The sequence below is a fragment of the Bdellovibrio sp. NC01 genome, assembly GCF_006874625.1.
Lineage (GTDB): Bacteria > Bdellovibrionota > Bdellovibrionia > Bdellovibrionales > Bdellovibrionaceae > Bdellovibrio.
Genome location: NZ_CP030034.1, coordinates 392,364 through 406,821, shown reverse-complemented (window position 1 = coordinate 406,821; position 14,458 = coordinate 392,364). Strand labels below are relative to the sequence as shown.

Annotated in this window: 13 protein-coding genes; 6 read left to right on the top strand and 7 right to left on the bottom strand. The window is 43.4% G+C overall.

Annotation, left to right across the window (positions count from 1 at the left end; translation table 11 throughout):
* Window positions 1-11: 11 nt before the first annotated feature.
* From DOE51_RS02065 to DOE51_RS02055, 3 genes are read left to right on the top strand one after another with little or no spacing between them, the layout of a single operon-like run.
* Window positions 12-1,256 carry a hypothetical protein gene (locus DOE51_RS02065; protein ID WP_246845262.1) on the top strand — a complete coding sequence of 415 codons (1,245 nt, stop codon included), beginning with the start codon at window positions 12-14 and terminating at the stop codon, window positions 1,254-1,256.
* Complete coding sequence (locus DOE51_RS02060) at window positions 1,240-4,443, top strand: DNA polymerase III subunit alpha (RefSeq protein WP_142694940.1); 3,204 nt, start codon at window positions 1,240-1,242, stop codon at window positions 4,441-4,443. The genes DOE51_RS02065 and DOE51_RS02060 overlap by 17 nt, the downstream gene beginning before the upstream one ends.
* Window positions 4,444-4,469: 26 nt before the next feature.
* A complete protein-coding gene (locus DOE51_RS02055; RefSeq protein WP_142694939.1) occupies window positions 4,470-5,267 on the top strand; it encodes a hypothetical protein in 798 nt (265 codons plus the stop codon).
* Here the strand turns inward: DOE51_RS02055 and DOE51_RS02050 are convergent.
* The 6 genes from DOE51_RS02050 to DOE51_RS02025 form a co-directional block, all read right to left on the bottom strand.
* On the bottom strand, window positions 5,264-5,578 hold the full coding sequence (locus tag DOE51_RS02050) for a rhodanese-like domain-containing protein (protein WP_168196371.1): 315 nt from the start codon (window positions 5,576-5,578) through the stop codon (window positions 5,264-5,266). The two genes, DOE51_RS02055 and DOE51_RS02050, sit on opposite strands and share 4 nt — an antisense overlap.
* A gap of 10 nt (window positions 5,579-5,588) precedes the next feature.
* Entirely contained in the window at window positions 5,589-6,521 is a 933-nt protein-coding gene (locus DOE51_RS02045) for a universal stress protein (protein WP_142694937.1), read from the bottom strand.
* A 17-nt stretch (window positions 6,522-6,538) separates the two neighbouring features.
* Window positions 6,539-7,000: a CBS domain-containing protein gene (locus DOE51_RS02040; protein WP_142694936.1), complete on the bottom strand. Its 462-nt coding sequence runs from the start codon at window positions 6,998-7,000 to the stop codon at window positions 6,539-6,541.
* A gap of 66 nt (window positions 7,001-7,066) precedes the next feature.
* A complete protein-coding gene (locus DOE51_RS02035) occupies window positions 7,067-7,999 on the bottom strand; it encodes a 1-phosphofructokinase family hexose kinase (protein ID WP_142694935.1) in 933 nt (310 codons plus the stop codon).
* A 3-nt stretch (window positions 8,000-8,002) separates the two neighbouring features.
* Window positions 8,003-8,683, bottom strand: a complete 681-nt coding sequence (locus DOE51_RS02030; protein ID WP_142694934.1) for an SDR family oxidoreductase — start codon at window positions 8,681-8,683, stop codon at window positions 8,003-8,005.
* A gap of 2 nt (window positions 8,684-8,685) precedes the next feature.
* Complete coding sequence (locus DOE51_RS02025) at window positions 8,686-9,243, bottom strand: hypothetical protein (RefSeq protein WP_142694933.1); 558 nt, start codon at window positions 9,241-9,243, stop codon at window positions 8,686-8,688.
* Between the two features lie 161 nt (window positions 9,244-9,404).
* Here DOE51_RS02025 and DOE51_RS02020 point away from each other — a divergent pair, with 161 nt between their 5' ends.
* Window positions 9,405-10,760: an MBL fold metallo-hydrolase RNA specificity domain-containing protein gene (locus tag DOE51_RS02020; RefSeq protein ID WP_142694932.1), complete on the top strand. Its 1,356-nt coding sequence runs from the start codon at window positions 9,405-9,407 to the stop codon at window positions 10,758-10,760.
* Between the two features lie 110 nt (window positions 10,761-10,870).
* On the opposite strand, the gene DOE51_RS02015 is transcribed toward DOE51_RS02020, so the two are convergent.
* Entirely contained in the window at window positions 10,871-11,332 is a 462-nt protein-coding gene (locus tag DOE51_RS02015) for an Hsp20/alpha crystallin family protein (protein WP_142694931.1), read from the bottom strand.
* A 248-nt stretch (window positions 11,333-11,580) separates the two neighbouring features.
* On the opposite strand from DOE51_RS02015, the gene ppsA reads away from it, so the two are divergent.
* Window positions 11,581-14,052, top strand: coding sequence for a phosphoenolpyruvate synthase (gene ppsA, locus DOE51_RS02010; protein WP_142694930.1), 2,472 nt, complete (start codon window positions 11,581-11,583; stop codon window positions 14,050-14,052).
* Complete coding sequence (locus DOE51_RS02005; protein WP_371726640.1) at window positions 14,000-14,458, top strand: pyridoxamine 5'-phosphate oxidase family protein; 459 nt, start codon at window positions 14,000-14,002, stop codon at window positions 14,456-14,458. The genes ppsA and DOE51_RS02005 overlap by 53 nt, the downstream gene beginning before the upstream one ends.

Genomic DNA, 14,458 nt, shown 5'->3' with positions numbered 1-14,458 from the left:
TAAGTCCCAAGGTGCAGTTTCGTTTTCCGCACTTTGTATTCATTGATATTGAATCGACCGCGCATCTTTTAGGTGGCGAACTTGCGTGCATGCAACAAGCTTTGCAGATTGCGCGTAAGTTTTCTGCCGATCCATCAGTGGCGATTGCTGATACTGCACCGGTGGCACAAATGCTGGCGAAGTGGAAACCGCTCGCGGTCGCTCCTCACCGTCAAGAGCATAAAGCTTTTCAGGGTTTGGGCCTTGATGCTTTGAAGGATCTTGAAGGCTTGTTGCCGTGGACACAGAAACGTCAGATTGAACATGTGATTTCGTTTGCTCACTCTTTGGGAATTTGCACCTTGGAAGAAGTTTATAACTTCCGTTTGATTTCACTGCGCGAAAGATGGGGGGATTTCGGTGTTTTACTTTGGAATCGTTTGCACGCTCAGGACTCTCAGGTCATTTCACCTCTTGTTCCTCGCGATCCTCTTGTGGGCTATGGTTACATGGACGATCCCATAGGGGTTGCACCGATTCTTTTTAATCGCATCAAACCACACATTGATATTTTGTTCGCACGCTTAACTGGTCTTTCGCGATACGCGCAAAAAATGGAAGTGATTTTACACTGCGAATATTCGGATAAAAAACACATCTTAGATATCGAACCGGTAAGCGCCAGTCGCGATCAAGAGCTGTTTGAAGATCTACTTTTTAAGCGTATGGAAAAAACCGCGCTTGAAAATCCTATCCGTGAATTTGAAATCATCGTTTACGATGTGCCTGAAAAAATTCAGCAACTGGATTTTTTTGAACCACGCGATAACAATGAAGATCGCTGGCGCCGTTTGGTCAGTTTTGCGAAACAAGCAAACTGCGAAATGGGCTTCTTACAATTAGAAGCAAATCACTTTCCTGAAAAAAGTTTTAAACTCGTGACCGACTGGCCTGAAGATTTTAAATCGGAAGATTTCGTCGAACGACTAGATGATGCTTTACAAATTAAATCGACATACGCGAAGGGCTTAGCACAAAGTCCTCGTCCGTCGTTATTACTGGAACAACCTCAACCTCTTTCCGAGGAAGATTTTCGCAAGATTCGTCTTGTTTCATCTCTTCCCAGCGAGCGCATCGAATCGGCGTGGTGGCAACTTACCACGCAAGATCTCAAAAACCGCGATTACTACTTTGCACTTTCACATCAGGGACAATTGCTTTGGGTCTTTCAAGATCGAGTGAGCACGCAATATTATTTGCATGGCTATTTTGATTAAGCCCGGACTTAAAAACAATCTCGTAAAGCCTTCCAATAAAGCGGTGACTCCGGTTGTGCGCGCGAAAGGTTTTATTGAATTACTTGGGCGCAGTAATTTTTCATTTCTGCGTGGAGCTTCGTCACCTGAAGAGATGGTTACGGAAGCGATTCATCATGATTATGACGGCATCGCAATGTGCGACCTTAATGGTTTGTATGGCGTGGCCCGCGGATATTCGTTGTTACAAGCGCCCTCGGGATTGACCACACAAGTAAAAGCGAAAGAGGGTTTTCATTATCTCGTGGGCTCAGAGCTGACGTTAACAGATGAGACCGCCATCACTCTGCTTCCTATCAACAAACAGGGCTATTCGCACTTATGCGAGATTCTGACGCTGGGTAAACGCCAAGCTGGTAAAGGTTTTTCAGCCCTGCATTTGCATCAAATAGAAAAGTATAATCAGGATCTTTTGTGTTTTGCCATACCGCCAATTAATGAAGAACGCTTTAAGAGCCTGCATGAAATTTTTGGCGACCGTCTTTACATTCCTGTGTGGCGGGACCTGACATGGGAGTCGCATGAATTCTGCAAACAAGCTTTTGCGCTGGAAGAAAAATTAAATGCACAACTGTTTGTTACACAACGGCCATTTATGCATACGCCAGATCGCAAACCTTTGTTCGATATTTTAACATGCATTCTTCATCACACCACCCTGGAAGAGGCCAGGGATAAGCTTATCCAGAATGGCGAGCGCGCTTTACACTCGATCGAACACCTATCTTATGTATGGAGCGATCGCCTTGATCTTGTGGAAAAAACGGTGGATATCGCCGCACGTTCAAAGTTTTCATTAAAGGAATTGCGCTATCAATATCCACGTTCGAATATTCCTGACAACCTGACTCCTGCTGAATATTTGAGAAAGCTTACGGAAGAAGGGCAAAAATGGCGCTTTCCTGAGGGGACTCCACCACGCATTCAAGCAATCATTGAGAAAGAACTGACACTTATCAGTCGCATGAAGTACGAAGATTACTTCATCACCTTACGAGAAATCTGTCAGTTCGCTGACAAAAAAAAAATTTTATATCAAGGGCGTGGATCGGCTGCGAACTCGGTGGTGTGTTTTTGCTTAGGTCTGACTTCCGTGAATCCGAATGCCATAGATGTCTTATTTGAAAGGTTCATTTCAGAAGAACGACATGAGCCCCCTGACATCGATATCGACTTTGAACACAGTCGTCGCGAAGAAGTGATCCAACATATCTATCAAAAGTACGATGAACGTCATGCGGCCATGGTGTGCACGGTGATCCGCTATCGCTCGCGTATGGCGATTCGCGAAACCGCAAAAGTGTTTGGTATTCCGCTGGCGACAATCAATGAAATGGTGAAGTACATGGGTCGCGATGGCATGCGCCGTTTGGTAGAGCCCGATGCCGCTGCCCGCTTTGGTGTTGATCCTGCTCGTTGGACGTTGATGCTTGCGATGGCGCAACAAGTTCATGGCTTTCCCCGTCACTTAGGAATTCACACTGGCGGTTTTCTTATCACGCAAGATTCGATCACCGAGATGGTTCCGGTTGAAAAAGCGACGATGAATGGTCGTTATGTGATTCAGTGGAATAAAGATGATGTTGCTGCTTTAGGATTGATGAAGATCGACGTTTTAAGTTTGGGGATGCTGACGTGTCTGCGAAAGTGTTTCGATCTTTTGAAGAAGCATAAAAATAAAGATTATAATCTTGCGACCATCCCTCAAGATCATGTTCCTACTTACGATATGATTTGCGAAGCTGACACTGTCGGCGTTTTCCAAATTGAATCACGCGCGCAAATGCAGACTTTGCCCCGCATGCAGCCTCGTAAATTTTATGACTTGGTTGTGGAAGTTGCGATCGTCCGCCCCGGCCCTTTACAAGGGGGCATGGTGCATCCGTATTTAAAACGCCGCCAAGGTTTAGAAAAGGTGACTTATCCTAGTAAACTTTTAGAGCCCATTCTTAACAAAACTCACGGCGTACCTATTTTTCAAGAACAAGTCATGCAAATCGTAATTGCTGCCGCAGGATTTACCCCAGGACAAGCGGATGAGTTACGACGAATCATGTCCTCTGCTTGGAGAAAAAAATCCAGCATGGATGCTATACGCGATAAAATTCTCATAGGATTTCAGTCCAAAGGCATTAGTGCAGAATATGCAGAGCAAATTTATAAAACGATCGAAGGCTTTGCGAACTACGGCTTTCCGGAAAGTCATGCTGCAAGTTTTGCGTTACTCACATACGCAAGTTGCTACATTAAAAAAGAATATCCCGATGTCTTTGCTTGTTCATTGTTAAACAGCCAGCCGATGGGCTTTTATGCTCCTCGCACACTTGTTGCCGAAGCTCAACGCCACGATGTCACTGTTTTGCCTTTGTGTGTACAGAACTCTGATTACGATTACACTCTTCACGATCACGGCAACCGGTATCTTGATTTGCGTGTGGGTTTACGCTCGCTTTACGGTATGCCCGAAGAACTGGCTCGTAAAATTGAAGACGAAAGAAAACTTAACGGCGCTTACGCAGACCTTAGCGATTTCATTCGCAGAACCTCTTTGCCACGTGCGATCTTGGTCAAACTTGCAGCTTCTGGTGCGATGGAATGTTTCAACACCAACGCACGTGAATTAATTTGGCATTTGGAAAGTTTAAGTTTGGATCAAAGTAGTTTCTTATGGGGCAAACCGAAAGAGGCTTTGGTGCAACAAGAGTTCGATGACGATGATTCCGACAATTTACCATTCGAGTCGAATTGGGACCGCATGCAGCGTGAATATGACAGCAAGGGTTATTCTGTCGACTCTCATCCGATGTCGGTGTTGCGCAGTTATTTAAAAATGAAAAATGCTGAGTTTATAAAACAACGTTACGTGCCATTTGCAACGTCAGCTGATTTAAAAAATTTCCCTCACAAAAGGAAAGTTCGTCTTGCAGGACTTGTTTCTGTCACCCAACGTCCACCCACGGCAAAGGGAATGTGCTTTATCACTCTAGAAGATGAGTTTGGCTTTATGAACATCGTCATTCATCCTGACGTTTATCAGAAAGACCGCATGGCAATTTACGGCAAGTCGTTGTTAGAAATTCAAGGACAAGTCGAAAAAGTCGGAAAACTTATTAACATTCGCGCCGAACGTGTTCTGCCATTGCAGTAATTGCTCTACGGGGCTATAGTGCCTCCATGTTTGTAGAATCCATCGAATATCTTTTAACTCCGACATCTCCTCTTGCACGCAAGTATGGATTTCTTTATTCATCAATTTCTCTAAGACACCGTTACGAGCGCTGTAAGAAAAAATGGATTCCGCATCTGAAAAACTGCCAAGACGTTTTCTTGGAGGCAGCTAAAGACCTTCCGCAACGAAATTCAGTTGTCGTCTTGGGCAGCGCGCACTTGCATGAAATTCCAATTCATTTGCTGCTGCAAAACTTTGAAAAGATCACTTTAGTGGATGTTGTGCATCCATTAAAACATCACTGGTTAGCAAAGAAGAATCCGCGAGTCACTTTAGTGACTCAAGACCTCACTTCAGCGCTCAAGCATCTTGAAAAATTGCATTCACTGAGCGATCTGCATGCTCTGGCCAACGATCTTGCCGGCGAACAGCTCTTCAAATTCAAAGCGGATTTAATTGTTTCAGGAAATCTTCTTTCACAACTGGCACTTTTACCAATCAGTGCGATTGAAAAAGTGATGAAACGCGAACTGACGACAGAAGAAAAAGACGCTATTTGTTCAGACTTTGCCCAAACTCACTTACGTAATCTGAACGGTTGCGAAGGCAAAAAGTTAATCTACGCCGATCGCGAAGTTATCTACAAAGATCCGGAAGGCAAAGAAATCTACCGCGGTCACTACGATGTGAACTTCAATAACTATAAAGAGATGAGAAAGTGGACGTGGGAAATCGCACCACTGGGCGAAGCTTCCAAAAAATATTCCATCGACATGAATGTTGAAGCGTATATTAAGGACTAAGGATTAGCGTAAACTCGCTGTGCATCCTCGTATCCACCGATGTTAGTCACATCTTTAAAGCCATTATCCTGCATGATGGTGACAGCCTGGGCGGCACGCTTGCCGCCCTTGCAATAGACTTTGTAAGAATCTTCTCGACTCAGCTTTGAAACTTTCGCCGCAAAGTCTTGTTTCAGCACATCATAATTAATCGCCGCGGGAATGTGCCCTTCAGAATATTCTTTCGCCGTTCTAACATCTAACCAAACTTCTTTGGCAGATACTACCCCTACAAAAAGCACTATACACAAAAAGAAGAAAAGCTGTCTCATAATCGTCTCCTTAGTGGGCATAACTTCGACAGATCACAACCGGAACTGGGGAATTCAAAATCAGATTTCGTGCAGAACTTCCGACCACCGCAGTCATGAACTTGCCTCGGCTGTGAGTGCCCATAACAATAAGATCGCACGCATCACCGATTTTTTTGGGAACGATGTCCTCAAGATTTTTTTCATCCATCAGCAAAATGCTGTCGACATCGACGCCACGTCTTTGCAATTGTTGAACTCGTTTACGCAACATCTTATCGCTGTCTTCGCGCATTTCGCGAAACATCTGGTCTATAAAGCCGGTGGTGACTCTGCGCGAATACAGCATCTCCTTAAGATGCAAGATTTGATGTCCAACGGAATGGCATAACGTGAGCTTCGCTTTAAGGCGAAAAGCTAAAGACGCCGCATATTCTTCGGCAGGAATACTTGCAGATGACAGATCCGTTAACACTAGTATGCGTAATGAATCGTCGTAAGGAAGCTCAAATTTATTCGCACGAGCTTCAGGCCCAAGAATCATCACAGGTACATGGGACTGTCTAAGAACTTCTTCTGATACACTACCAATTAGAGCTTTGTGCAAACCGGTCTTACCTTGCGCTCCTAAGATGACCATTTCTAAAGGACCCTGTTCATCTTCCTGCGCAAGAACCCCTTCCACCGGATCACCTTCAAGGACAACAGTTTTGCTGATGACTGGATAGTGTGACATCTCTTCTTCAAGTTCAAAAAGAGATCGTCGCGTTTGCTCTTTGATTTTAAGAGCGGCACTTTTTGTATGAAAATATTTTGGCGTTTCCGCGCAATAAACTATTTTTAAGGGATCGTTTAATCTTCTTGCCATTTCTGCCGCAAGATCACGCAACAGATGTGATCGCGATCGCGCCGCTTTGGTCGAACCTGAAAGATCATCTGCTAAAAGAATTTGTTTTGCTGCCATAAAAACTCCAACGAAAGTTAGATACTAAAAAGCTTCAGAAAATCCGTATCTGTAACCAACCCCACTAGGCGTTTGCCTTCGACTACTGGCAAACAACTAATCTGCTTTTCCAACATAATTTGCGCCACTTTAGTCAGGGAAGTATCGGCGGAAACTGTTTCAGGAGATTTTGTCATCACACTGACGACGGATTTTGACCGCCAGAACTCAATTACGCTATCCATGCTTTCCCAAGATTGAGATTCCATCGCGATACTTAAAAGATCTCGGTCCGATAGAATGCCTTCCAGTTCCTGATTCGCATTAACGACGGGCAAATGACGAATGTTATTTTCGAACATGATTTCATTCGCAAGCGCGACTCCATCACCTGTCTTTATCGTTTTGGGATTTTTGTGCATGATTTTGCTAACAACAAGATTGCCAAGATTTTTACGGAGAGCATCGATTTCATAAGCTTCTAATCGTGTCGGTTCCATGACTGACCTCTTACTCGCCCTTATTATTCCAATGACTCACGGGAAGATATATAAGTCCTTTAACATTCAAACGGCAAAGACCTTTGTCCTTAAGAACAACGATCTGAATTTGGATATGTGACCTAACTCGGTTCCCGGCTCTGACAAAGTCGCCGCTGCCGCAGCCAAGCCCCAGCGCAAAATCTCTTCTTCAGATGTCACACCTGCTGAAATTTTCGCGACCATTGCTGCCACCATAGAATCACCTGCACCGACGGTAGACTTGATTTTTATCGGAGCCGTCTTACCAAAAAAAGCGCCTTGCTTGGTGATCAGCAATGCACCCCCTTCCACAGAGGAGACACAGACATAACTCGCAAATTTCAAAAATTCTTGAGCTCTCTTTTTCACAGCAGCAATGGAGCGAACATGACTGCCGGTCATTTCCTGAAATTCTTCAAGATTGGGTTTTAGCAGCAGTACTTTTGGCGATCTTAGTTCACGTAGAATTTTGCCGGGACAATCGATCACGACATCAACATGATTCTTCACAGCGATATGAATCAAATTATTCAGATGTTTAATAGTAAAGCCCGGCGGAAGAGATCCACCTATGACAAGCAATTCAGGTCCATTCCGCTGAATCACCTTTTGAAGGCGTTTAACATCACTGTCTGTAATTTTAGGTCCCGGAAAACTGAAGCGCGTATGACGATGATCCTTCATTAACGACACTGTCACGTTGACACGAGTTGAACCTTTGATATTCACAAAATCACAAAGAACTTTTTCCTGAAGTAGTAAATCATTAACTTCTTCGCCAATTCTTCCACCGATAAATCCTGTGGCAATAACTGGAATCCGCCAGCGCGTTAACATTCTTGCGACATTAATCGCGTTGCCGCCCGCCGAAGTGATTTCATTAGAGACATAAGTCTTTTCATTCGGCTTAATTGTTTTCGCAAAGCCGCTAATATCTAACGAGGGATTAGGAGTAATAGTTAATAGTCGTTTATACATACTTTACTGCGATGCCCATCTGCCTTCAGTAGTTAGTGAATGCCCAGTCACCAACGAAGATTGCTCTGAACACAACCATAAGACCGCCGCCGCGACTTCTTCCGGTTGTGCTTGCGCTGGACAGATGGCATTGATGCGAATGTTTTTCTTACTGTATTCCAACGCCATTGCTTTCGTTAAACCCATCATACCGTGTTCACCGGCAAGATACGCGGGTGTAACATTTTTCCCGCTCAATTCCATATTTGGTGCGCAGTTCACGATGGCTCCCCCGCCCGATCGCAAGATCAGGGGAATCTCGTACTTCATACTTAAAAGGGCTCCTCGCAGAACCACATCAATGACCTGGTCCCAGATTTCGATAGTGCATTCCGTGCAATTACTTGAGTCATTAGTGCCCACACAATTAAATGCATAACTCAGACTGCCCATTCTTTTTTCAATATGTTCAATCAGTGTCTTTATCGATTCTGGTTGCAATATGTCGTACTGATAAAAAATCGCGTCACCGCCGTTTTCGATAATTTCGTGAACGGTCTTAAGGCCTTGATCAACATTCATATCAGCAACTGCCACCCACGCGCCGGCTTCCGCAAACGCTCGGGCAGTTGCGTGCCCAATCCCAGATGCTCCTCCGGCTACCAAGGCCACTTGTCCTGAATAATTATATGTGAGCGACGACATTGCTATCTCCTTTCAAACTCAACCTCGGTCTTTGCTTCTGACAACCGACGGTAAACACGGATGCGGTCATAGATTGGATACCAATCGAACAAAAGCAACTCGATGGGCTTCCACATTGAAACCCAGCCGAAAATCACAACACCTTCACGTAAAGTCGTACCGACGTTTGACGGAATTTCCTTGTGAATCCACTGTGCGACAACAAGGCAAAAAAAGAGCAGTGAAATTCCAATTAACAAAAACAACTGCGCGGTCTTCATATTTTTAGTTAGCTGAGATCGCTTAAGAAGAATCTGATATTCAAAATATTGGCGAATGGCCTCTTTGATAATATTTGGAGTCACATCTTCACTTAGGTTAGTAATTCCAATTTTGATTTTTAATGGGTAACGTGTCGTCACTTCATCCGTATAAGCTTCTAAGTAACGAGTAAAATTTTCGTCCAGGTCTTTTTCACGAAAAGGTGCGGGATCACGAAGATCAAAGAGCTGTTTGACATCGCTGACTTTGATTTCGATTATTTGAAGACCATTTTCGATTTTATATCTCTCTGATGTCATAATAGTCCCCGAGAGATTCGCTATTGTTACCTTTAGCTTAAATCTTAAGCCTTTCTACAAAAGCCACAATTAAACTTTAGACAAACTGAGTGACCACATATCCGGATCGAACTGCTTGCAAAAAATTCTGTTTATTTAAGAATGATACTAGGAGCTGACTTATGAAGATTCAATTCCTGGGTGGAGCCAGCACCGTTACTGGCTCGAAATTTCTTGTTACCGATGAAGACACAAAAGTTTTAATCGACTGCGGCATGTTCCAAGGTCTAAAACAACTTAGACTTTTAAACTGGGAAGATATTAATGTAGACGCTCACAAGATTGATGCGATCTTTTTAACTCATGCGCACTTAGATCATTGCGGAGCCCTGCCTTTAATTGTGCGACAAGGTTTCCGCGGCCCGATTTATTGTACAGCTGCGACTCAAGAAATTTCTAAGGTTGTACTCTTAGATGCCGCTAAAATTCAGGTTGAAGAAGCCGATTATGCGAATTTAAAACGCTTCTCAAAACATCATCCCGCAAAACCCCTTTTCGACATTGAAGAAGCAGAGAAAGTCTTTCCTTTATTTAAAACCATAGCGCTAGACCAAACGGTTCACGTAAATTCTTTGCAAATTCGCTTCGAGTCTAGCGGACATATTTTAGGGGCCGCTTCAGCATATGTTTCAAACGGCAAAACCACGATGCTCTTCTCTGGTGACTTGGGAAGATATATAGATCCAATCATGTCGCCGCCTGCTCGACCACAAAATGCTGACGTGGTTATTATGGAGTCGACTTACGGAGACAGACTGCATGCTCACCAGAAATCTTCTGCTCTATTAACTGAACTTATTAATGACGCCTGGAGAAGAAAAAGTGTGCTTTTAATTCCCGCATTTGCGCTCGGGCGGTCGCAGAATCTTATTTACGAAATTCACCTACTAAAAAAACAAGGAAAAATTCCAAACGAAATTCCGGTTTATTTGAATTCTCCGATGGGCCAGGAGATTTGCGATATTTATCGGGATTTTCTACCTCCCGGTGATTTGCAAATAGATTTTGCTGCCAGTCTTAAAACCATTCATTTCGTTAGAACCGCCGAAGAGTCTAAGGATTTAAATAGGGGCGCCGGCCCATGCGTTATCATCGCGGCAAGCGGAATGCTAACCGGGGGACGAGTTCTTCACCACCTTAAAGCATTTGGTGAAAACTCAAATAATACAATTTTATTAGCAGGCTTCCAAGCCGCCGGAACCAGAGGCTGGGCTCTTGCGCATGAACAAAGAAAAATCAAACTGCATGGCGAATATATAGATATTAAGGCACGAATTATCAATTCAGATTCATTTTCTGCTCATGCGGATCAAAGCGAACTGTTAAAATGGCTTGCACAGATGCCTCATCCCGCAGAAAAAATATTTTTAATTCATGGGGAACCTTCAGCTGCGGACGATTTAAGAAAAATCTTACAGGAAAAGTATAACGTACCGGTTTTAGTGCCAATTCTAAATGCGCTATACACAATTAACTAGGCATCACACTTTCTTACACGAAAACGTCGCACCAACTTGACTATCACTTGGCTTCTTCTTCCGTTTCACTCCAAAGGCCATCAATTGCTGATGGCCTTTGTCTGATATAATCAATGGACGGAAATCTGTTTAGATTTAGAAGTTTCCGTTTTTGGAATTGTAATTTGCAAAACACCGTTTTCGAACTTCGCGTCTACTTTTTTTTCGTCAATCGACTGTGGCAGACTGAAACTTCTAATGTAAGAGCCATAAGAAATTTCAGATAAAAATCTTTTTTTACTTTTCTCTTCTTTTTCAGTTTTTCTTTCCGCTTTGATGGTCATGGTATCGCCAGAAACCTCCACCTTGACGTCTTCCTTTTTTACTCCGGGAAGATCTACTTTTAATAGATATTGATTTTCCTCTTCCGTGATTTCACTTGAAGGCGAAAAATCCATGGTGCCACTTGGAGACTGTCCCTTTAGCTCCAACAGTTCGTTCATCATCCGATCAATACGATTCTGAAAATTCGACATTTCTTTAAATGGACTGGAAGAAAAATGCTCCTTCCACAATGATGGTAAATTAGCCATAGCATCCTCCTTGATGTAGCCAAAGAATAAATCTGATTGGCTTAAAAAATAATTGATGCAAGGTCGAGTTGATTTAAAACAACCGCATTTAATACGACACACTTCTATATTTTAGGCCGGTGTTAAAGAACTGATTGGACATTTTGGAATTCAAGCGGATGTGCATTCACGCACAACCATTTAAAATCGATATTCCTTTTTAAAAGGTTTTGAAAAAATCGAAGCATCTACATGCGTATGAGGTAAATATGGATCCGTCCCCAGCTGATTCAAGAATTCTTTGGCTAAAAGAAATTAACTCAGATCAGGTTAAAATAGTCGGCGGAAAAACAGCGTCACTTGGCGAAATGTACAATAACCTTTCGTCGTTGGGGATTCGTGTGCCAAACGGGTTTGCGATCACCGCACAAGGATTTGAAGATCATTTAAAAGAACATGGCTTGTTGGAGCCGATTAAAGAACTCTTTGACGAAATTAATATCGATAATTCTAAAAGCCTTAGTGAAAAAGCGTATTGGGCTCGGCAACTTATTATGACCTCTCCACTTCCTGCCGCTTTAGAGGTCGCGATACTTCGCGCATACTCCGAACTCAGTCAGGAGTCTGGTGAACCAGAAACTGATGTTGCAGTTCGCAGCAGTGCCACAGCAGAAGATCTTCCACAAGCGAGTTTTGCTGGCCAGCAGGAAACATATCTTAATGTCCGCGGCAAACATCAGCTGATAGAAGCCTGTCGGAAATGTTTTGCCTCTTTATATACCGAACGTGCCATTTCGTATCGCAATAGAATGGGCTTTAATCAACTTAAGGTCAGTCTATCTGTCTGTATTCAAAAGATGATACGTTCCGACTTAGCGGCCTCTGGAGTCATGTTCACTATTGATCCAGAAACAGGTTTTCACAATGTCGTCGTAATTAGTGCTTCTTACGGACTTGGTGAAAATGTCGTTCAAGGATTGGTGACTCCCGATGAGTACACCGTTTTTAAGCCCACACTTAAAAATTTCCGTCGCCCGATTCTAAATAAAGAACTTGGAAGCAAAGAAATGAAACTGATTTATGACGTCAACGGTGAACGTCAGACCAAAAATGTTCAAGTTTCATCGCAAGATCGACAATCCTTTGCTTTGGAAGAAGATGATATTCTGGAACTCGCTAAGTGGGGTTCTGCCGTCGAAGAACACTATAGTTTATTGCATGGGCGTTACACTCCGATGGATATCGAATGGGCCAAAGATGGGAAAGATGGAAAGTTATACTTAGTGCAAGCTCGTCCAGAAACTATTCACTCTCGACGAAGTCCTACCATTGTAACGGAATCACATTTGTTGGAATCAGGCACGGTCTTACTTCAAGGGCACAGCGTAGGTCACAAAATAGGCCAAGGGAAAGTCCGAATTATTCGTGATCTTTCCGAACGAGATTTACTAAAACCCGGAGAAGTTCTAGTTGTCGATAAGACCGATCCTGATTGGGAACCCATCATGAAAAATGCCGCGGCCATTATCACCAACAGCGGTAGTCGAACATGTCATGCCGCGATCGTTAGTCGCGAACTTGGCATACCTGCCATCGTCGGCACGCAAAATGCGACCTCCATTTTACATGAAGCGCAGTCTGTGACCGTCAGTTGTGCGGAAGGCGAAGTAGGAAATATTTATGAAGGTCTTCTTGAATTTTCCACTCAAGAAATAGATCTGTCGAAAATCGAAAAACCTTCCACAAAGATTATGGTTAACGTGGCAGACCCCGCACGCGCCATGGCCCTGTCGTTTCTTCCGCAAGATGGTGTCGGTCTTGCGCGCGAGGAATTTATCGTTAGTAACTACGTAAAAGTGCATCCGTTGGCGCTTATAAATTTCGATCAGTTAAAAGACTATCGTATTCGGTCTGAAATTGGCGCGTTAACAAAAAATTACATTCATAAAGAGCAGTACTTCGTCGACAAACTTTCACAAGGTATCGCCCTTATTGCCTCTGCATTTTATCCAAAGGATGTCATCTTGCGCTTTAGCGATTTTAAGACCAACGAATATTCACACTTAATCGGAGGCGAGCAGTTCGAACCCAAAGAAGAAAATCCCATGCTCGGTTTTCGAGGAGCATCTCGATACTATCATCCCCTGTACCAAAAAGGATTTGCGTTGGAGTGTGAGGCAATCAAAATCGTGCGCGATGAAATGGGACTAACAAACTTGAAAGTGATGGTGCCTTTCTGCAGGACTCCTGAAGAAGGAAAGAAAGTGATCGCGGAAATGGCGAAACACGGCCTGTCCCAAGGAAAAAATGGCCTTGAGGTTTATGTTATGGCCGAAATTCCAAGCAACGTCTTACTTGCTGAACAGTTTGCAGAGATATTCGACGGATTTTCAATTGGCTCGAACGATCTAACCCAATTGGTGTTGGGCGTGGACCGTGATTCTCAATTGCTCGCAAACCAATTCGATGAAAGAAACGACGCCGTAAAAATCATGATCTCCGCAGCTATTAGGGCGGCAAAAAAGAAAGGTAAGAAAATTGGAATATGTGGTCAGGCACCAAGCGATTATCCGGAATATTCGTCCCTTCTTATCAAAGAAGGCATTGATAGCATTTCATTGAATCCGGACGCTTTGCTTAAAGCTTTTAAAGTTATTGTCGCGGAAGAAAAAAATCTTCAGCGTGGCAATGAAGGGAAACGAAATGAAACCACAGCACGAAACGATTCATACCCTATCTAGTGAAGAAGTAAAAAACCTATTTAAAGAATGTAAGTTCGCACATCTAGCCTGCCATCATCATGACGAGATCTATTTGGTTCCGATTAGCTATGTATATTTTGAAAATGCGCTCTATAGTCACTCAGAACCGGGGCGAAAAATTGAGATCATGAGAAGCAATCCCCATGTTTGCGTGCAAGTCGAAAAAATTAAGGACTTCTTCCACTGGCAAAGTGCCCTTGCATGGGGCAATTACGAAGAATTAAGTGGTGACGAAGCAACTCAAGCCATGCGTATGCTTATTATGAGCCTGAATGAATTCGCACCAAAAATTTCTTCTCTGGCTGTGGATATGACTTCGCAGCTTGAGTCGGCGATTATTTATCGAATTAACATCACTTCAATGACTGGTCGCTATGAAAACTGA